The 19,303-nt window shown below is 63.5% G+C and carries 16 protein-coding genes; 9 read left to right on the top strand and 7 right to left on the bottom strand.

The window, feature by feature from the left end:
- Positions 1-40 precede the first annotated feature (40 nt).
- A complete protein-coding gene (locus IC234_RS10405) occupies positions 41-967 on the top strand; it encodes an alpha/beta fold hydrolase (RefSeq protein WP_190924205.1) in 927 nt (308 codons plus the stop codon).
- Here the strand turns inward: IC234_RS10405 and sbcD are convergent, their stop codons facing one another.
- The 3 genes from sbcD to IC234_RS10420 form a co-directional block, all read right to left on the bottom strand.
- Positions 968-2,224 (bottom strand): exonuclease subunit SbcD, encoded by a 1,257-nt coding sequence (gene sbcD / locus IC234_RS10410; RefSeq protein WP_190924207.1) that lies wholly within the window; start codon positions 2,222-2,224, stop codon positions 968-970. It lies immediately after the preceding gene.
- Between the two features lie 168 nt (positions 2,225-2,392).
- Positions 2,393-2,788 (bottom strand): lipocalin family protein, encoded by a 396-nt coding sequence (locus tag IC234_RS10415; RefSeq protein ID WP_190924209.1) that lies wholly within the window; start codon positions 2,786-2,788, stop codon positions 2,393-2,395.
- Positions 2,789-2,940: 152 nt separating this feature from the next.
- Positions 2,941-4,320 carry an MBL fold metallo-hydrolase gene (locus tag IC234_RS10420; protein WP_223827598.1) on the bottom strand — a complete coding sequence of 460 codons (1,380 nt, stop codon included), beginning with the start codon at positions 4,318-4,320 and terminating at the stop codon, positions 2,941-2,943.
- 382 nt (positions 4,321-4,702) lie between these two features.
- On the opposite strand from IC234_RS10420, the gene IC234_RS10425 reads away from it, so the two are divergent.
- A complete protein-coding gene (locus IC234_RS10425; protein WP_190924212.1) occupies positions 4,703-6,064 on the top strand; it encodes a T9SS type A sorting domain-containing protein in 1,362 nt (453 codons plus the stop codon).
- A gap of 79 nt (positions 6,065-6,143) precedes the next feature.
- Here IC234_RS10425 and IC234_RS10430 read toward each other — a convergent pair whose 3' ends face one another.
- The gene (locus IC234_RS10430) at positions 6,144-6,578 is read right to left on the bottom strand and encodes a hypothetical protein (RefSeq protein WP_190924214.1); all 435 of its coding nucleotides are present in this window, start codon (positions 6,576-6,578) and stop codon (positions 6,144-6,146) included.
- Between the two features lie 172 nt (positions 6,579-6,750).
- Positions 6,751-7,152, bottom strand: a complete 402-nt coding sequence (locus tag IC234_RS10435; protein ID WP_190924216.1) for a hypothetical protein — start codon at positions 7,150-7,152, stop codon at positions 6,751-6,753.
- Positions 7,153-7,404: 252 nt separating this feature from the next.
- On the opposite strand from IC234_RS10435, the gene IC234_RS10440 reads away from it, so the two are divergent.
- Together IC234_RS10440 and IC234_RS10445 are read left to right on the top strand one after the other, a co-directional pair.
- The gene (locus tag IC234_RS10440; protein ID WP_190924218.1) at positions 7,405-8,985 is read left to right on the top strand and encodes an amino acid permease; all 1,581 of its coding nucleotides are present in this window, start codon (positions 7,405-7,407) and stop codon (positions 8,983-8,985) included.
- 127 nt (positions 8,986-9,112) lie between these two features.
- Positions 9,113-9,658: a hypothetical protein gene (locus IC234_RS10445; protein WP_190924221.1), complete on the top strand. Its 546-nt coding sequence runs from the start codon at positions 9,113-9,115 to the stop codon at positions 9,656-9,658.
- 74 nt (positions 9,659-9,732) lie between these two features.
- On the opposite strand, the gene IC234_RS22175 is transcribed toward IC234_RS10445, so the two are convergent.
- Positions 9,733-11,022, bottom strand: coding sequence for a DUF418 domain-containing protein (locus IC234_RS22175; protein WP_190924223.1), 1,290 nt, complete (start codon positions 11,020-11,022; stop codon positions 9,733-9,735).
- A 67-nt stretch (positions 11,023-11,089) separates the two neighbouring features.
- Complete coding sequence (locus tag IC234_RS10455; RefSeq protein ID WP_190924225.1) at positions 11,090-11,299, bottom strand: hypervirulence associated TUDOR domain-containing protein; 210 nt, start codon at positions 11,297-11,299, stop codon at positions 11,090-11,092.
- A 179-nt stretch (positions 11,300-11,478) separates the two neighbouring features.
- Between IC234_RS10455 and IC234_RS10460 the strand changes: the two genes are divergently transcribed.
- The 5 genes from IC234_RS10460 (at position 11,479) to IC234_RS10480 (ending at position 19,262) form a co-directional block, all read left to right on the top strand.
- Positions 11,479-14,565, top strand: coding sequence for an amidohydrolase family protein (locus tag IC234_RS10460; protein WP_223827599.1), 3,087 nt, complete (start codon positions 11,479-11,481; stop codon positions 14,563-14,565).
- Positions 14,566-14,571: 6 nt separating this feature from the next.
- On the top strand, positions 14,572-15,873 hold the full coding sequence (locus IC234_RS10465) for an amidohydrolase family protein (RefSeq protein ID WP_190924227.1): 1,302 nt from the start codon (positions 14,572-14,574) through the stop codon (positions 15,871-15,873).
- Between the two features lie 207 nt (positions 15,874-16,080).
- A complete protein-coding gene (locus tag IC234_RS10470; RefSeq protein WP_190924229.1) occupies positions 16,081-16,302 on the top strand; it encodes a hypothetical protein in 222 nt (73 codons plus the stop codon).
- A 123-nt stretch (positions 16,303-16,425) separates the two neighbouring features.
- Positions 16,426-17,097: a response regulator gene (locus IC234_RS10475; RefSeq protein WP_190924232.1), complete on the top strand. Its 672-nt coding sequence runs from the start codon at positions 16,426-16,428 to the stop codon at positions 17,095-17,097.
- Between the two features lie 134 nt (positions 17,098-17,231).
- A complete protein-coding gene (locus IC234_RS10480) occupies positions 17,232-19,262 on the top strand; it encodes an RICIN domain-containing protein (RefSeq protein ID WP_190924233.1) in 2,031 nt (676 codons plus the stop codon).
- The last annotated feature ends 41 nt before the right edge of the window (positions 19,263-19,303 follow it).

A 19,303-nucleotide genomic window follows, 5' to 3' on the forward strand; every position in this document is an offset into this window, starting at 1 on the left:
GTTCAGCCAAGCGTCGCTTCACCTACACACGCCGGCACCTATGAACTTTATTCGACGCGGGGCGGGCAAGCCGCTCCTGCTGCTACACGGCATTGGCGGCAGCTGGCGCTCCTGGCAAACCATTCTGGAAGACCTGGCCACTCGGCGCGAAGTAATTGCCGTCGACCTGCCCGGCTTTGGCAACACGCCGCCGCTGGCCGGTCCGGTCACCATCGGCACCCTGGCCGATGCCGTGACGGATTTCCTGCGCGAGCAACACCTGCTGGGCATCGACGCCGTGGGCAGTTCCATGGGCGCCCGGCTGGTGCTGGAGCTGGCCCGGCGGGGCGGCGTGCTAGGCGCGGTGGTGTCGCTCGACCCCGGCGGTTTTTGGCAGGGCTGGGAAATTCCGGTTTTCTACCACAGCGTCTCGATTTCGACCAAGCTCGTGCGTGCCCTGCAGCCCGCGATGCCTTTCCTGACCGGAAACGCCGCCACCCGCTCCCTGCTGTTTGCGCAGTTCTCGGCCCGGCCGTGGGCCATTCCGGCCTACGCGGCGCTCGACGAGATGCGCAGCTTCGCGCACTCGCCGTCGTTCGATGAATTGCTCTCGAACCTGGCCTACGGCGAAGTGCAGCAGGGGGCGCCGCGGGGCACCATCAGCAGCCCGCTGGTCATCGGCTGGGGCCGGCAGGACAAGGTGTGCCTGCCCGGCCAGGCCAGACGCGCTCTGGAAAAATTCCCGGATGCCCGCCTGTACTGGTTCGACCGCTGTGGCCATTTTCCGCAGTGGGACCAGCCCGCCGAAACCGTTCGCCTGATTCTGGCTGCTACCGCCGGAGAATCATTTCAGGAGGCCGACATTGCGCAGCCTGCCCGCCAAGAAGTGAAAACGCCCAAGGCGTCGGTTGCAGTGGCGGCAGGCGTGGCGGCGCTGGTGCTGGGCGGCATCTGGCTATTGGCCAGAAGGCCAGCAGCTACCAAGTAATTATTCCTGGCCGCCCCAGGCCAGCGGGTCAGCTTCGGCCAGCAGCTGGCGCAGTTCACCAAAGGTGGCGGTAAGGGCTGCTGCCCGCTCCGGCGGCAGGCCCGCCACGCGCCGGCCAAATACTTCGTCCACGGTTAGCTCGTGTAGCAGGGCCAGCGGGATGGCGGTTTCGGCCAGGTCGGGTGCTTCGGTGGCGCGCTGGTGGCGCACGCCGCGCGGGGCCACCACCTGCTGCTTTTGCAGCTGTAGCACCGCCTGTACCCGGCGCTGCACCTCGGCGGGCGTCTCGTCGGAGCGCACCAGCACGTCGGCCCAGGCCACCAGTTGGAAGGCCGAGTTGTCGAACGCCAGAATATCGGCCTCTACTTCTTCCAGGGTGCCATGGAAGCGCTGCAAACGGCGCGTCACCGGCACCGGGACGCTGGTAATCGTCGGGGCGCCGGCGCCGTTGAATTCCAGCAGCAGCACCTGCTGCTTGTCGTCGGCCTCGGTGAAGGACAGCGGCACCGGCGAGCCCGAGTAGCGAATGTGCGCCCGGCCCCCCACCACCTGCGGGCGGTGCAGGTGCCCCAGGGCCACGTAGTCGAACGCGGCCGGAAAATGCTCGGCGCCAATGAGGCCCAGCCCGCCGATGTGCACGTCGCGCTCAGCGCCTTCGCGGGCCTCGCCGCCGGCCGCGTAGAGGTGGCCGGTGGCCAGCACCGGCACGTCTTGTTCCCGCAGCCGGAGCACCAACTCGTGGGTGGCCAGGGCGGCGTAGTGGTCTGCAATGCTCTGGCGAATACGGATTTGGCGGTCGTCCAGCGTTTCGCCGGCCACGGCCAGCCGGATGTCGCGGTCGCGCAGAAACGGCACCGCACACACCACCAGCCCGGGCCGGCCATCGGCCGCGTTCAGGTGCAGGATTTGCTCGGTGGGGTCGGTAGGCACGCCGCCCACCACGTGGATGCGCAACCGCCGCAGCAGCTGCCGCGAGGCGTTGAGCATGGTGGGCGAGTCGTGGTTGCCGCCCACCACCACGATGTCGCGGCAGCAGGTGGCCTGCATCTTCACCAGAAAGGTATAATACAGCTCCTGCGCCGTGTACGACGGCGTTTGGGTATCGAAAATGTCGCCGGCAATCACCAGGGTATCAATGCCCTGGTCTTGCACGGTCAGCAGGAGCCAGTCGAGGAAGGCCTGCTGCTCGGTGGTGCGTTCCTGGCCCGTGAGGAAGTGCTGGCCGAGGTGCCAATCGGCGGTGTGGAGGACGCGCATAGGGTAGAGATAATCTCAAAGATACCCAGGCTGGCAGGAAAGGAAAAGCCCCAGCGCGAGGCGTCGGGGCTTTTGAGAAATTTGTTAGTGGATTTGGGTGTGTTGGTGCCGCATATTCGGGGCTACCAACGGCAAGATGCTTACTTGCGCAGAGAACAGCGCAGCGGGCTAATCAACTCGCTTAAAAACCATGTTCATGAGCAAGCCCTCGTACTGATTTCTTAAAATCAACTGGTTGGCATTGAATTTTAGTATCTTGTGTACCTCCGTGCCTGCTTTGTCAACGGTGGTGATGGTTTTGGACTGTGGGGCATAGCTCCACGTACCGGGGCTACTTTGGCCCTCACTTATTTCTACAAAGGTACCATCCGGCTTCAGGGTCATAAACGATGCCCCCGTTCCTGACGGTAAGGCAAGCTGCTTGCCCTGTGCTTCCATATGAGTCAGTTCCCACTTGTGGCAAAGTGCCCGTTTGGTGTCTGGCTGGGGCTGCTTAGCGGCGGGTGCCTGTTTGAAAGAAGCAAGCGAAAGCCCTATGGAAAGGAGGATAGTACACTTTTTCATACATCAACTGACGCGCAGTGCGTTAGCGGTTTGGTTGCGACTGGTGCGCTGCGCGGCTCGGTGGTAATTCAATTGCACGTCCGGGCTCAAACACGCATTGCATTGGTTGGAGCGGGGTTACGCTCGGCGGCCGTTGGGTTTGGCCCCAGCGCTTAATGCACCGCCTGCTTCTGAAACTCCGTAATGGCTTCGCCTAAGTCCAGCACTTCCGCGCCGGGCAGGGCCTGGTGCACGATGCTGGCCCCGGCCGCCGAACGGTAGCCGCCGGCGCAGTGAATGAGCACCGGCTTGTCGGTGGGGATTTCGTGGGCGCGCTCGCGCAGCTCGGGCAGCGGGATGAGCAGGGCGTTGTCGAACACCGGCACCTTGGCCTCGGCGCGGTTGCGAATGTCGACGATGGTGAAGGCTTCGGGGTGCTGGCGCACGGCTTCCACGTCTACGGCGGGCGAGGTTTCGGGCAGGGCCAGCGGGGCCAGCAAGGCGCCTTTGATGTTGGCCTCGTAGCCGATTTTGGCGGTTTTGCGCACCACCGTGTCCAGGGCTATTTTGGTGTCGGCCAGCAGGTAAAACGGCTCGTTGGGGCCCACCACCGAGCCCAGCCAGGTTTCAAACTTGCCGCCGTCCTGCAGGTTGATGGCGCCGGGCAGGTGGCCAGCGCGGAACTTGGCCGCCGGGCGCGTGTCGATGATGAGCACGCCGGGCTCCAGCGGGGCGGCGCCGCTCGGGTGCGGCACGGCCCGGATGCTGTCTTCGAAGCTGGGGGCCCCGGCCTTGTTCAGCTTCACGTCGTGCCCGAAGTACTTGGGCACGAAGGGCTGGTCTTCGAGCAGCACCTTGATGAACTCGTCCTGCGACATGGGCTGCAGGGCGTAATTGGTTTTCAGCTCCTTGGCAATGGTGGAGTCGAGGTCGGGGCTGGTGGTTTTGCCGCAGAGGCTGCCGGGGCCGTGCGCCGGGTACACGCGGGTGCTGCCGGGCAGGGTCATGAGCTTGTTGCGGGTGCTGCGGTAGAGCTCGGCGGCCAGCTCTTCGCGCTTGTGGCCGCCAATGGCCTCGTCCTCGCGCAGGTCGGGCCGGCCCACGTCGCCCACGAATAAGGTGTCGCCTGTGAACACGGCGCGGCTCTGGGCCAACTCGTCCATGAGCAGGATGCTGATGCTGTCGGGGGAGTGGCCGGGGGTGTTGATGGCGTGCAGCTCCACGCTGCCCAGCTTGAGGCGGTCGCCGTCGTCGAAGGCTTTGTGGGGGTACTTGGCGCCCACCAGCTTGCTGCAGTAGATGGTGGCCTCGGTTTCCTGAGCTATTTCCAGGTGCGACGACACGAAATCGGCGTGCGGGTGCGTCTCAATCACGGCCACGATGTCGGCCTCGTGCTCGTCGGCAAAATCGTAGTAGGGCTGGGGGTCGCGGCCCGGGTCGATGACGGCAACCTGGCGGCCGCAACGCACGGCGTAGCTGGCGTGGGCCAGGCCCTTGTCATAAAACTGCTGAATTTGCACGGCCGAGGCCGTGCTACTGGGGAGGGGAGGCATGGGGGTGGAGGAATAAGGCCCTATCCGGGCCAGGTGGTTAGGCCAAATATAAGCAACCGCCCGAATGCAGGGTTTGGTTCAGGTAGACTTTTGCGCACAAAAAAGCCCCGGCCGGTGGGGCCGATGCTTTTTGAAGTGTTTGATAACGAAGGCGATTACACTTTGACTTTTACTTTTTTTTGCCGCCCGGGCCTTTGCCGTTGCCGCGGTGCTGCGCATGAAAATGGAGCAAACATTGTTTTACGCTATTGTCACCGTTTCGCAGTTTAGTTAAACAATTATTTATAAGCAGGTCCAGCACGCGACAGCCGGTTAAGCTATTTGCCTTAAATTGGTCGGAGCTACTTACATTTACCTGCCTTCCACTTTTTCCTATATTCAAATGAGACCTAATCTTGTACTGCGCAACCTGTTGGTGGTAATGACGTTACTTATGAGTGTAGCTCTGCCTGAACAAACCAATGCGCAGACCTGGGTAACCATGCCCAATGCGCCTAAGAATAATTATGATTGGTTCGAGGTAAGGAAAATAGTGGCCCTCGGTCCGGGCGTTTTGTGGGGCGTCTTCATCAACAGCTCTTCTCGTAGCTATGAGGGTGGGTTCATTCGCACGCTCGACAATGGGCAAACATGGCAGCGTGAGTATACCGAAGGCTGGGGTGGAAGCTTCAATGGTAGAAGGCCAGTGGACTCTTCCATCCTTGACAACAATACGGCCTGGTCGCTCTCATACGCGACGATAGGCCCCGTTTCGCCGAATAATACGGCCATCTTGACAAGGACTACAAATGGTCCTAATACTACTTCAAATCCTCATTTTGTAACTGTATGCGCCGTGCTGCCGGCTCTGTTTCAAAGAATACATTTTTTTGACGCCACCACGGGGGTTGCCGCTGCCCTCGGCAACAGCGGCACTACCTGGCAAATTTACCGCAGCAGCGACGCGGGCGTTACCTGGACGGCCCTGCCAACGGCTCTGCCGGTACCAGCGGGGGGAGCCACGATAGTGGCCAAAACAGCCAAAGGTTCATGCCTGTGGTTGGCCCTCACGAACGGCAACTCGCTGCAAACGCTGGACGGTGGCATGACCTGGGCCTATTCCGACACTGGACTAGGGGCTGCCTTGCGTGGAATTGCGTTCCGGGATACTTTCAACGGATTGGCTTTCAGCGGAACCAGTGCTATGGCCCGCACCACAGATGGAGGAATTACCTGGTCACCCATCGTGACTACGTTGCCTGATGGAGTATATATCTTAACTACGAAGCCCGGGTCATCAAGCACCTATGTTTCTTCCTCATTCCGACAAGGGATAAGCACGATATCTACTTCGTCTGACGATGGGGTGACCTGGCAAACCCGAAAAGTTGAAAACTTTCCCATTGAAGATTTGGCTTTAAGTGCCGACGAACAACTTTGGTCAACCGTTGGCCCTACATACTCTCCTCGTCCAAGCTTCCCCGGAGCAGATGTAATCCTTCGTTATGCCGGCGCGCCACTGGCAACCAAAGCAACCGCCGCCAGCAATGCCTTGGCATATCCTAATCCGACCACTGGGCGCGTTCAATTGCCCGGCAGCGAAGGAAGCGCCGTGAGGGTATATGATGCCACGGGCCGGGTGCAGGCATTCAGCAACATGTCTGGCGAGCTTGATTTTTCGGCCGCCCCCGCGGGCCTCTACTTCATCACCATCAAGAAGACCACGGGAGTGACCACAACGCAGAGAATTTCAGTGGTGCACTGAGCATATCAGTAATAAACAAACGTAAAAAAGCCCCTGCTTATTAAGCAGGGGCTTTTTTACGTTTGTTGCAAGTGGGCGATTACGCTTTGGCCTTCACCTTGGTTTTGCCGCCCTGCATCTTGCCGTGGCCGCGGTGCTCGTCCTTCAGCTTGTCAAACTTGGCGTATTGCTCCGGCGTGAGGATGCTTTTGAGCTGCGCGGTGAATTTCTCGTGCGAGGCTTTCATTTCGGCGCGCCCGGCGGTTTTGTTGGCGGCGTACTTGGTTTTGAGGGCGGCGGTTTCCTGCTGGCGGGCCAGCATCAGCTGCTCCACTTTGGCTTCCTGGTCGGCGCTGAGGCCAAGCTCTTTGGCCATTTTGGCGGCTTTGTGGTCGGCTTTTTTAGCGGGGTCTTGGTGGCCGCCTTTGCCGTGGTGCATTTTCACCTTGGTAGTAGCGGCGGGAGCGGTTTGGGCAAAGCTGGTGCCGGCGGTGGCAAAGGCCAGAGCAGCAAGCAACATCAGGGTCTTTTTCATGATTTTTAACAGAAGGAAGGAAGGGAATAAGGGAGAGGGGAAGCGGGGTTCATCCGCTTGCTAGGGTGTTTGCAAGCAGTATGCCAAGTGCCGGACCTTGGTTTGTAGCGCCGGCTTGTATCGATAAGCAGGCGCTTTTTCCAGACCAAAACCGGGGAGCTTACCGTCCTACCTACCGGCCCTGGCCGCTGGCCCGGCGCTCGCGCATCTTGTCGCGGGCCTCGTCTTTCATCTGGTCGAATTTGGCAAACTGCTCGGGCGTGAGCACGGCTTTAATCTGCTCGGTGTATTTGGCCTGGGCGGCTTTCAGTTCCTGGCCCATGCCGCGCTGGCGGCCGCCGGTTTGCACCTTCTCGCGCATGGCCAGCATGTCTTGGCGCTGGGCCAGCAAGATGGGCTGCAACTTGGCCTGCTGGTCGGCGCTGAGGCCCAACTCTTTGGCGAGGTACTGGGTGCGGCGCTGGGCCTGCTGCTCGGGCGAGGCCTGCGCGGCGGCCGTGCCGGCAGGGGCTTGGGCCGAAGCCGCGCCGGCGGCGGCGAGCGAAAGGGCGAGCAACACAAGGATTCTTTTCATAAACGGGAGTGATGAGGGGTGAAACACGGGCGTTGGATGCCGCGGCGCCCGGTGGGTTTAAGCGCGCCCGGGCAACGGCGGAAGCCCGGCCGCGCCAATGGCCCCGGCGGGCGGCTCCCATTCGGAGCCAATTTGCTGCCTATATTTCGGGCCCGCCGCTGTTTTTGGGAATCAAACCCGGGCAAATGGCGTCGGACCATCCCGCTTACCGAACCCTTTATTTCACACTTCTTCCTCCTTTACATCTAACACATGGCAAGTATTTTCGCCAAAAAACCCCTGTCCGTGCTTCTGGGCGAGGCCAATGCTTCCGGACACGGCACCCTGCAGCGCACGCTGGGCGCCGGCAACCTCGTGGCCCTGGGCGTGGGCGCCATCATCGGGGCGGGCCTGTTTGTGCGCACCGCCGCGGCTGCCGCGCAGGCCTCCGGGCCGGGCGTCACGCTGGCTTTCATTCTGGCGGCGTTTGGCTGCGTGTTTGCGGGCCTGTGCTACGCCGAGTTCGCGGCCATGATTCCCATTGCCGGCTCGGCCTACACCTACGCCTACACCACCATGGGCGAGTTTGTGGCCTGGGTCATCGGCTGGGCCCTCGTGATGGAATATGCCCTGGGCGCGGCCACCGTCAGCATTGCCTGGAGCGAATACCTCAACAAGCTCCTGGAGGTTTTCCACACCAGTATACCGTATAGTTTAAGCCACTCGCCCTTCGAGCACGCCGTCATCAACAACGTGGAGCAGCACGGCATCGTCAACCTGCCGGCGCTGTTCATCATCGTGATGCTCAGCCTGCTGCTGGTGAAAGGCACGCAGGAGTCGGCGCTGTTCAACGCCATCATCGTGGTGCTGAAGGTGCTCATCGTGGTGGTGTTCATCGCCGTGGGCTGGCAGTTCATCAACTCGGCCAACCACACGCCCTACCTCATTCCGGCCGATGCCGTGGTGAAAAACGCGGCCGGCGAAACGGTGCGCACCTACGAAGGCTTCTTCAAGCACGGCCTGGGCGGCATCATCGGCGGCGCCGGCATTGTGTTCTTTGCCTTCATCGGCTTCGATGCCGTGAGCACGGCGGCGCAGGAAGCGCGCAACCCCAAGCGCGACATGCCCATTGGCATTCTGGGCTCGTTGGCCATCTGCACGGTGCTGTACATCCTGTTCGGCCACGTGCTGACGGGTGTGGCCAGCTGGCGCGAGTTTGCCGACCCGGCCCTGGGCGGCGAGGCCTCGGTGGCCTACGCCATCCGGGCGCACATGCCCGGCTACGGCTGGCTGGCCACGGGCGTCACGGTGGGCATCCTGCTCGGCTTCACCTCGGTAATTCTGGTGATGCTCATGGGCCAGAGCCGCGTGTTCTTCTCCATGGCCAAAGACGGCCTGATGCCCAAGGCGTTTTCGGAGCTGCACCCCAAGTTCAACACTCCTTATAAGTCGAACCTGATGCTGATGGTGTTCGTGGGCTTGTTTGCGGCTTTCGTGCCCGGCTCGCTGGCCGGCGACCTTACCTCGTTTGGCACGCTGCTGGCCTTCGTGCTGGTAAGCATCGGCGTGTGGATTATGCGCCGCTCCGACCCCGACCAGCCGCGGCCTTTCCGCGCGCCGCTCTCGTCGCCCAGCTTCCCGCTGGTGCCCATCATGGGCGCGCTGGTGTGCACGCTGCTCATCGTCGGCCTCGATTCGTTCACGCTGAAAGTAGCCGTAGGCTGGATGCTGCTGGGCTTCATCGTGTACTTCCTCTACGGCAAGCGCAACTCCATGCTGCAGAAGGGCGTGGTGGTGGTGCCCACCGAAATGGAGGAAGAAGCCTTCATTAAGCCCGACCCGAACAACCTGTAATCTGCTTGTTGGTCCACCTAATGAAACCCCCGCCGGTACTCACTGGCGGGGATTTTTTTTAGTATCCTTAAGCAACCAATCTGGCCGGTAGGCGGTCAGTCTGCCGTGGTCCGTCCCTAGCCTTCCGATGAAAAACGCTCACCTTCTGGCCGCCGTCAGCGCCGTTGCGCTAACCGTGCTTGGTACGCTCCTGAGCGGCTGCGGCGACAAATGCGCCGGCGTCTATTGCTCGCCGTGCGATGTCTCTATCGACAACATCTCCGTTTACATAGACGGCGACAGCCTGCACGGTGGCTTCCGCAAGGCCGACCTGGCCGGGAGCTACTCGGTGCGCTACGTGGCGCCGGGTTTTGCCCGGCCGGTTGATACCGTGCGGCTAGTGCGCGGCGGGCCCAATTTCTACACTGGCGGTGTCACGCTGCGCACTTTGCCCTGGCCGACAGTAGTTTCGATACCCGCCCCCTACAATCTGGAGAGCTACAGCTTCCGCTTCGTGCTCCCTGCTGCCAACCGGACGTATGACCTGAGCAACATTGAGTTGCAGATTGGGGGCGGCAGTGGCGATGGTTGCTGCAACTGCGGCCAGAACACGCGCCGCCGCTTCGTGCTCAACGGCGTGCCCGTGGTGGCCGACGGCGACGAAGCAGGCCGCGGGGCCGTTTTGCGGCGCTAATGGAGTAGCCGGGGTTGCACGGCCCGGGCCCTAAGCGCCTTCCCACCCAATCTTGCTGAATCTCACAACCCGCCCTAAGCCGCGGCAGTCACCGCCAGCGCGGCCGCGCGGCGCAGAGGCTGGGCCCGCCGGTAGCTGAGGCTGCGCCAGAGCCACTCGGCGGGCCCAAACTGGTAGCGCTGCAGCCACCAGCGGCAGAACAATAGCTGGCTACCCACAATGCCCGCGGCCAAATGCCACAGCAGCGTGGGGCCCACTTTGCCGGCCCAGCCCAAGCCCAGGCCATAGAAGAGAAAGCTGCCAATAAGGCTCTGGCTGAGGTAGCAGGTCAGGGCCATGCGGCCCAACGGGGCCAGCTGGCGCAGTACCAGCCGGGCACCCGGCCGCCGCCAGGCCAGCGCAAACGTGGCGGCGTAGCCCAGCGCCAACGGCCCCACGCCCAGCGCATACAGCACAGCAAACCAGAGGCCGGGTGCCTGCCCCAGGTTGTATTCGCGGCCGTGGTTGAGGTAGGCGTTGAGCAGGTTGGCGGCCAGGCCCAGGGCCAGCCCGCCCAGGGCCACGCGCCGCAACAGGGGCCGGTAGGCATCGAGCTGCCGGAACACCTGGTGCCGGCCCACCCACAGCCCCAGCAGAAACATGGCCAGCACCTTGCAAATGCGCCACTGAAAGAGCAGGTCGCCGGCCCGGTAGAAGAAGCCCGACCGCATGGCCTTCCAAAAAAAGCCCCAGTCGGAGTTGGCCACCACTTGGTAGAAGGAGGTGATGTGCAGCGGCCGGTCGAGGGCCTGGGCCACGGCGTAGAAGGGCGCCGCTGGCGTGAGGGGCACCAGCGCCTGCCAGCCGCCGCCCAACCAGAACACCGCCCACAGCGGCACCGGCAGCAGCAGCAGGCCCGCGGCCCAGCGGCCAATGGCCCGGTCGGGCAGGTGGCGCAGCCGCACCAGCAGCAGCCCCACCAGCGCGTAGAACGCCAGAATGTCGCCGGGCCAGACGAACAGCAAGTGCATCAGCCCGATGCCCAACAGCACCCACAGGCGCCGCCGGTACGTCAGCAGCTGCGTGTCGCCCCTGGCGGTGGCGCTGTGCAGCTGCACGGCGAAGCCCACGCCAAACAGCAGCGAAAACAAGGAGTAGAACTTGCCATCGACCAGTGCGCGGATGAGGAAAGCGGCGGCTGGGTCGGTGGCGGCGGTGGGCAGCTGGGCGGCGGGCGGCCCGCCGGGCTCGTTCCAGGCCGCGAAGCCCGTGAAAAGATTGGCCAGGCACACGCCGCAGAGCGCGAAGCCGCGCAGGGCGTCCAGGAGCTCGGCGCGGTTGGTTTCGGCCAGCGGCGCGGCCGGCAATGGGACAGGAGAGTTCACAGGCGCAGGAGGTGGTGTGCCTGTAATATAGTTATAATATTATATAATCTGCTGCCGCCCGGTCTACTCAGCTGGCGGCTTTTACCTCGCTTTTGAGCTTGAGCACCCGGTCGCCGTTTTCCTGCACGATGACCAGGGCCGGGTCGTCGGCCGAGCCGTTGCGGTGAATTTCTGAGCCCTTGATGGTGCGGCTGATGGGCTCTTTGTGCACCGATTCTATCTTGCCCGTGGCCGAGCCGGTGCCGTATTTCCAGGTGACTTTGGTGCCTTTGCGCATACCTACTAGAAGGAGTGGAAAAGTGGAAGAAAGGATGGGAGAAGCCCCTTAAAACTATTCTTACTTTCATTTGGGCTGCACCGTTGCCAGCGCACGGCACAAAGGACTACATTTGATGAAATATTGGGAAAGATGCCGGGTGATTCCCGCCAAAATCTCAAATCCCTTTTTCCATCTGCATGAAAAACTCTTACCAACCGCTGCCGCTGGTGGCGGTGCTGGCCATGCTGGGCACCGCGGCCGCGGCCCAGCCCGGCACCTTCCCGCGCAACGGCGTGTACGACCAGCGGCCGGGGGTATTCGCCTTTACCCACGCCACGCTTTTTACCGATTACAAAACCAAAATCAGCGACGCCACGCTGCTGATTCGGGACGGGAAAGTGGTGGCCGCCGGCCCGGCTGGTGCGGTGAAAATTCCGGCCGGGGCCGTGGTGCAGGACGTGCGCGGCAAGTTCATCTACCCCGGCTTTGTGGATGTGTACACGAGCTACGGCGTGCCCGAAATACCCGCCGCGCCGCGCCAGGGCCGGCGCGCGGGGCCGCAGTTCGACAGCCAGAAAACCGGGGCCTACAGCTGGAACCAGGCCATTCACCCGGAAGTAAACGCCGCCGAGCAGTTCAAAATCAACAACGACCAGGCCACCGCCTACCGGGCGCTGGGCTTCGGGGCGGTGCTCACGCAGCAGGCCGACGGCATCATGCGCGGCACGGCGGCGCTGGTGAGTTTGAACACCAATCGGCGCGAGCAGGAGGTGATGCTGCTCGAACGTGCGGCGTCGGGCTTATCCTTTGACAAGGGCAGCAGCACCCAAGACTACCCGGGCTCGCTCATGGGCAGCATCGCGCTGCTGCGCCAAACCTACCTCGACGCCCAATGGAACCAGCGCAGCCCTGGGCGCGAGCGCAACCTGTCGCTGCAGGCGCTGAGCCAGCAAAAGGCCCTGCCGGCCATTTTCCAGGTGAGCGACAAGCTTTCGGCGCTGCGGGCCGACAAGCTGGGCGACGAGGCCGGCCAGCAGTACATCATCAAGGGGCGGGGCGATGAATACCAGCGCCTCGACGACCTGAAAAAGACGGGCGCGGCCTTCGTGCTGCCGCTCAACTTCCCGGATGCCTACGACGTGGCCGACGTGTACGACGCCTTGCGCATTCCGCTCGAAGACCTGAAGCACTGGGAGCTGGCGCCCGCCAACGCCGCCCGCCTCAGCCAGGCCGGTGTGCCCTTCGTGCTCACCACGGCCGACCTCAAGGACAAAAAGAAATTCCTGCCCAACCTGCGCAAAGCAGGCCAGTACGGCCTGAGCGAAACCGCCGCCCTGCAGGCCCTGACCGACACCCCCGCGCGCCTGCTGCGCGCCCAGGACCGCATCGGCGCCCTTAAGCCGGGCATGGAAGCCAATTTCATCGTGTGCTCGGCTCATTTGCTGGCCGACGACAACGTGCTGCTCGACAACTGGGTGCAGGGCGAGCGGTACCAGCTCAGCACCGTGCCCGCCGACTACCGCGGCGTGTACAGCCTCAACATCGGGAGCCAGCCCGAGGGCCGCTTCCTGATTCAGGGCAAGCCCGAAGCGCCGGAGCTGAAAATTGTGCCCACGGCCGGCGACACCCTGCGCGGCAACCTCACGGTCACCAGCGACCTGGCCACGGTGGTGTTCGGCCCTAAGAGCAAGAAAAAGCCCGAAGCCGGCGCCGCCCCCGCCGCCGAAGGCTCCGTGCGTCTGAGCGGCTACTACACGCAGGAAGGCCGCGTGTTTCAGGGCGACGGCCTGCTGGCCGACGGCACCCCGGTGAAGTGGCGGGCCGCCCGGCTGGAAGAAGCTACCCGCGCCGCCAAGCGCGACTCGGCCAAGGTGGTGCCGCCGCCGGTGCTCGGCAACGTCATTTTCCCCTTTGCCGCCTATGGCCGCGCGGCCGTGCCCAGCCAGCAGCCCACGCTCATCAAGAACGCCACGGTGTGGACCAGCGAAGCCGCTGGCAAGCTGGAAAACACCGACGTGCTGCTGGAAAACGGCAAAATCACGAAGATTGGCAAAAACCTGAGCCTGCCCAAGGGCGGCCGCAGCATCGACGGCACGGGCAAGCACCTGGCGCCGGGCATCATCGACGAGCACTCGCACCTGGCCATTTCGGGCGGCGTGAACGAGGGCACGCAGGCCGTGACCAGCGAGGTGCGCATCGGCGATGTCGTTGATAACGAAGACGTGGGCATTTACCGCGACCTGGCCGGCGGGGTGGTGGCCGCGCAGTTGCTGCACGGCTCGGCCAACCCCATCGGCGGGCAGTCGGCGCTGGTGAAAATGCGCTGGGGCGCCACGCCCGAAGACATGAAAATCGGCGAGGCGCCGGGCTTCATCAAGTTTGCCCTGGGCGAAAACGTGAAGCAAAGCAACTGGGGCGAGCTGAACGTGCTGCGCTTCCCGCAAACCCGCATGGGCACCGAGCAGGTGTTTGTGGATGCCTTCACCCGGGCCAAGGAATACGAGCAGGAGTGGAAAGCCTGGAACAAGCTCGGCAAAGGCAAGCAAAAGAAGGGCGAAGCGCCGCGCCGCGACCTGGAACTGGAGGCGCTGGTCGAAATCCTGAACCGGCAGCGCTTCATCACCTGCCACAGCTACGTGCAAAGCGAAATCAACATGCTGCTGAACGTGGCCGACCGCCTGGGCTTCAAGGTGAACACCTTCACGCACATTCTGGAGGGCTACAAGGTGGCCGACAAGATGAAAGCCCACGGCGCCAACGCCAGCACGTTTTCGGACTGGTGGGCCTACAAGAACGAGGTGAAGGACGCCATCCCGTACAACGCCGCCATCATGACGCGGGCCGGCCTGAACGTGGCCATCAATTCCGACGACGCCGAAATGAGCCGTCGCCTCAACCAGGAAGCCGCCAAAACGGTGAAATACGGCGGCCTCACCGAGGAAGAAGCCCTGCGCCTGGTCACCATCAACCCGGCCAAAATGCTGCACCTCGACGCCCGGATGGGCTCCATCAAGGAAGGCAAGGACGCCGACGTGGTGCTGTGGTCCGACAACCCGCTCAGCATCTACGCCCACCCGGAGTACACCTTCGTCGACGGCCGCGAAATGTTCAGCCTGGCGGCCGACGCCGCCCTGCGCGCCGACATGCAGAAGGAGCGGCAGCGGCTGGTGCAAGCCATGCTGACCGCCAAGCAAGGCGGCGCCCCCACCCAGGCCGCCCCGGGCAAAGCCCGGGGTCTGTGGCACTGCGACACAATAGGCGAAGAAAAAGAACTGGCTAAATAAGAACCCATGCGCATTTTACTCACGCTTGCTTTAGTTAGCACCGCCTGTGCCACCCTGGCCCAGGTGCCCATGCCCACGCCGCCGCAGAGCAAGCCCGTGCTCATCACCGGGGCCACGCTGCACGTGGGCAACGGCACCGTGGTGCCCAACGCCGCGGTGGCTTTCGACAAAGGCCGCCTGACCTACGCCGGCCCGGCTGCCGGCTTCACCGCAGACAAAGGCGGCTACGAGACCATCGACGCCACCGGGCAGCAGCTGTATCCGGGGCTGATTTTGCCCAATACCACCCTGGGCCTCACCGAAGTAGAATCCATTCGGGCCACCGTGGACGAGGAAGAAGTGGGTATGCTGAACCCCAACGTGCGCGCCCTCATCGCCTACAACACCGACTCCGACATTCTGCCCACCGTGCGCATCAACGGCGTGCTGCTGGCCCAGCCCACGCCCCGCGGCGGCCTGCTGGCCGGCCAAAGCAGTGTGGTGCAGCTCGACGCCTGGAACTGGCAGGATGCTGTGGTACGCGCCGACGACGGCCAGCACCTGACCTGGCCCGCCATGGTGTTTCGCAACAATCCCAACGAAGACGCCGCCGCGCTGGACAAGCGCCAGAAGGCCCGCGAAACGCAGCTGCGCGACCTGGAGCAGCTCTTTGGCGAAGCCAACGCCTACCGCCAACTGCCCGCCGGCCGCAAGGAAAACCTGCGCCTGGCGTCGCTGGCTGGGATTTTTGACGGGTCCAAGACCTTATACCTGCACGCCGACTACGGCAAGGAAATCATCGAAGCCGTGCGCTTTGCCAAGCGCCTGGGGGCGCAGAAAGTGGCCGTGGTGGGGGCCCGCGACGCCTGGATGGTGCTCGACTTTCTGAAGCAGAACGACGTGAGCGTGGTGGTGTCGCGCATACACGCCCTGCCCCGGCGCGACGCCGACGACTACGACCAGCCCTACAAGCTGCCGGCGCAGCTGCAAGCCGCCGGCGTGCGCTTTTGCCTTGATTACCAGGGCGACCAGGAAACCGCGGGCTCGCGCAACCTGGCGTTCATTGCCGGCACGGCCGTCAACTTCGGCCTGACCAAAGAGCAGGCCCTGACGGCCGTCACCCTCACGCCGGCCCAGATTATGGGCGTCGACAAAGACTACGGCACGCTGGAAACCGGCAAGAGCGCCACGCTGGTGCTCAGCAAGGGCGACCTGCTCGACATGCGCACCAACGCCGTGTCGCGCGCCTTCATCGACGGCCGCAGCATTTCGCTCGACAGCAAGCAAACCTATCTGGAAAAGAAATTCCGCAGCAAGTACGGGCAGTAGCATTAGCTAAAGCATAGAACGAAAGGCTTTCTGTAAGTCAGAAATAGGAGCCGCTAAGCAGGGCATAATTGCTTTACCTAGCGGCTCTGTTATGTTGGGCCTTTTGGGTAGCGGAGCATTTTGGCTTGTGTCTCTTGAAGTAAGGAGGATGGGCACAAGCTGGTTACTTCGGCCCAGGATGAAGAGGCGCCTCACGCACTTCAACCCGTGCCGGTGGAAGACAACGGCGTGGGCTTCGACCCGGTCGCGCTGGGCGAAGAAGGCAGCAGGCTCAAAAACCTCGAAAGCCGCATGGCTTATCTGGTGGGCCGGGCCGATTTCGACGTCGCTCCCAGGCAAGGCACTGCCGTGGCCCAGGGATTGCCACTGGTCATGTGTAGTTTGGTAAAATTCTTAGACCAAATTGTTGCATACCGGGTCAATGTTTGAGTATGTTTGAATCTGTATATTCAGGCCTGTCCACTCGAATTGGGTAAGGAGGGCGGACCATGCTGAAATCGCCGTCGCGCAGTACCATCGTCACTTTCTCTCATTCTCTGCAAGGAACCGACTATGAGCCACGCCCCCGCCGCCCCGTCCCGCACCGCCGTGCTACTGGTCGACGACCACCAAATGGTGATTGAAGGCCTCAAAACTCTGCTCAAAGCCGACGCCGCCGTGCGCGTGGTGGCCCAGGCCAGCTCCGGATTGGAAGCGTTGCGCCGCCTGCGCGAGCACCCCGGCATTGAGGTGGCCCTCGTGGACCTCAACATGCCGCAAATGAGCGGCGTCGAGCTTACGCGGCATATTCGGGCGGCGTTTCCGGCGGTGCGGGTGCTGGCCCTGAGCATGTTTCACGACCACGCCTCGGTGATGGAAGTGCTCGCAGCCGGCGGCGCGGGCTACCTCCTGAAAAACACCACCAAGGCCGAGCTCAGCGCCGCCATTGCCAACGTGGCCGCTGGGCGCACCCACTTCAGCCAGGAAGTGGGCCAGACCCTGCTGCAGCACCTGGACGTGCCGGACCAGCGGCCCAATGCTGCCCCGGTGGCCGAACTCACCGCCCGCGAGCGGGAAATTCTGCGCCTGGTGGCCGAGGAAAACACCAACCAGGACATTGCCCGTGCCCTCTTCATCTCGGAGCGCACCGTGGAAACCCACCGCAAAAACATCCTCACCAAAACCAGCTGCAAATCGGTTATCGGGTTGATTCAATACGCCATCAAGCACAAGCTGCTGGCGTGAGGGGAGGGCGCGGTAAGCGGGGGAGCAGCCGGATACCGTGCCGGCCATTCCGCTGCTCTCATTTTCCGCCCATCCCATCATTTAGGCGTTCTTTTGCGTTATGCACCCACGCGCCCCTTTCGGCGCCCCCGCTGATGTTTCGATTGCTGTCGTTGTTATTGCTGCTGCCTGTTTTTGCCCACGCCCAAACCTCTTTCGTGCCCGATGAGCGGGCTTACTACGGCCTGATAGACCGCGGCAGCGGCCGCTGCCTCGACATTGCCAGCGCCAGCACCAGCAGCGGCGCGGCCGCCGTGCAGTGGGAGTTCACCCACGCCAGCAGCCAGCAGTGGCGCTTTGTGCCCATCCGCACGGGCAGCGAGTACTACCGCATTGAGGCGCGCCACAGCAACCTCTGCCTGACGGCCGACAAGCCCGGCGAAAACATGGCCCTGGTGCAGCGCCCGTTTCAGGGGGGCGAGCAGCAGCAGTGGCGCCTGGTACCGGCCGGCCCCGCCGGCAGCTTCCAGCTCGAAAACCGCAGCGAAAGCCGCGTGGCGGCGCTTGCGGCTTCCGACAAGTTCAACGGCACGCCCGTGGTGGCCCAAAAAGGCAACGGCCGGGCCAGCCAGCAGTGGCGCCTGTTTCGGCTGCGCCTGAACGTGCTGGAGGGCCCCTCGCCGTTTGGCGCGCCCAAGCCCTTGGGCGGGGGCTTGAACACGCCCGGCAACGAGCTGCACCCGCTGCTGAGCCCCGACGGCAAGACCCTGTACTTTGCCCGCACCAAGTTTGCCGGCAACACCGAAGGCAACACCGATTCGGGCGACGCCTGGCTGAGCCAGAGTGCCGACAACGGCCGAACGTGGGGCGCGGCCACTCGCCTCGACGCCATCAACACGGCCCAAAACAACGAAATCGTAGCCACCGTGGGCCCCGATGGCGGCACGCTCTACGTGCGCGGCACCTACGATGCCAACGGGTTTCGGGACGAGGGCTTGAGCCAGATTGCGCGCGGCGCGGCCACCGGCGGGGCCAGCAAAGGCAACCGGCCCACGCCGGCGCCCATTGCCAATTTCTACACCGCCGTGCCCGGGGCGGGCTATTTCGTGAGCAGCGACGGCAACATCCTGCTGCTGTCGCTGGAGCGCGGCGACTCCGAAGGCGGCAATGACCTTTACGTGAGCCGGTCCGACGGCAAGGGCGGCTTCACCGAGCCCACCAGCCTGGGGCCGGTGCTGAACTCGCCGGGTTTCGACTTCGCGCCCTGGCTGGCGCCCGATGGCAAAACGCTGTATTTCGCGTCGTACGGCCACATGGGCTACGGCTCGGCCGACATTTTCGTGAGCCAGCGCCTCGACGACAGCTGGGCCAAGTGGAGCGAGCCCCGCAACCTGGGCCCGGCCCTGAACGGCCCCGGCTTCAATGCCTACTTCAGCCTTACGCCCGACGGCAAAACGGCCTACTATTCGTCGTCGCCCGCGCCCAACGCCACCAGCGACATCTGGCGCACGGGCCGCGCCACGCCTGCCGACTCGGTGCCCGCCGCGCCGGTAGCCGCCGCGCCCGACCCCTCGGTGCGGGCCTACCTGAGCGGGCGCGTGCTGGATGCCCGCACCAAGCAGCCCGTGCCGGGCGCCATCGTGAAAGCCAACCTGCTGGCCAACAAGGCGGGTGTGCAATACAACGCCACCCACAAATCCGACAACACGGGCGGCTACCAGCTGTCGTTGCTGCCGGGCCGCTACTACCTCACGGCCACGGGCGGCGGCTTCCTGACGGTGGGCGACACAGTGAGCATCAGCGGCTCGCCGCGGCGCGACTTGCTGCTGCTGCCCGCCGCCGTGGGCTCGAAGCTGGACCTGACCACCATCTTGTTTGCCCAGGGCAAAGCCACGCTGCTGGGCACCGCCTACGCCGAGCTCAACCGCCTGGCCATTGCCTTGCAGGCCAGCCCCGGCACCGAAATCCGCCTCGAAGGCCACACCTCCAACGAGCCCCCGGCCGACAAAAACCAGCAGCTTTCCGAAGACCGGGTGGCCGAGGTGAAGCGCTACCTCGTGGGCCGGGGCGTGGATGAGAAGCGCATCAGCACGGTGGGCTACGGCGGCTCGCGCCCCAAATACAGCAACGACCGCGAAGAAACCCGCCGCCTCAATCGGCGCGTGGAGCTGGTGATTGTGAAGTAGGCGCCGGCGGCTGGCAAGCTGCTTGCGGGCGGCAAGGCCGC

This window comes from Hymenobacter armeniacus (assembly GCF_014699055.1).
GTDB classification, from domain to species: Bacteria; Bacteroidota; Bacteroidia; order Cytophagales; family Hymenobacteraceae; genus Hymenobacter; species Hymenobacter armeniacus.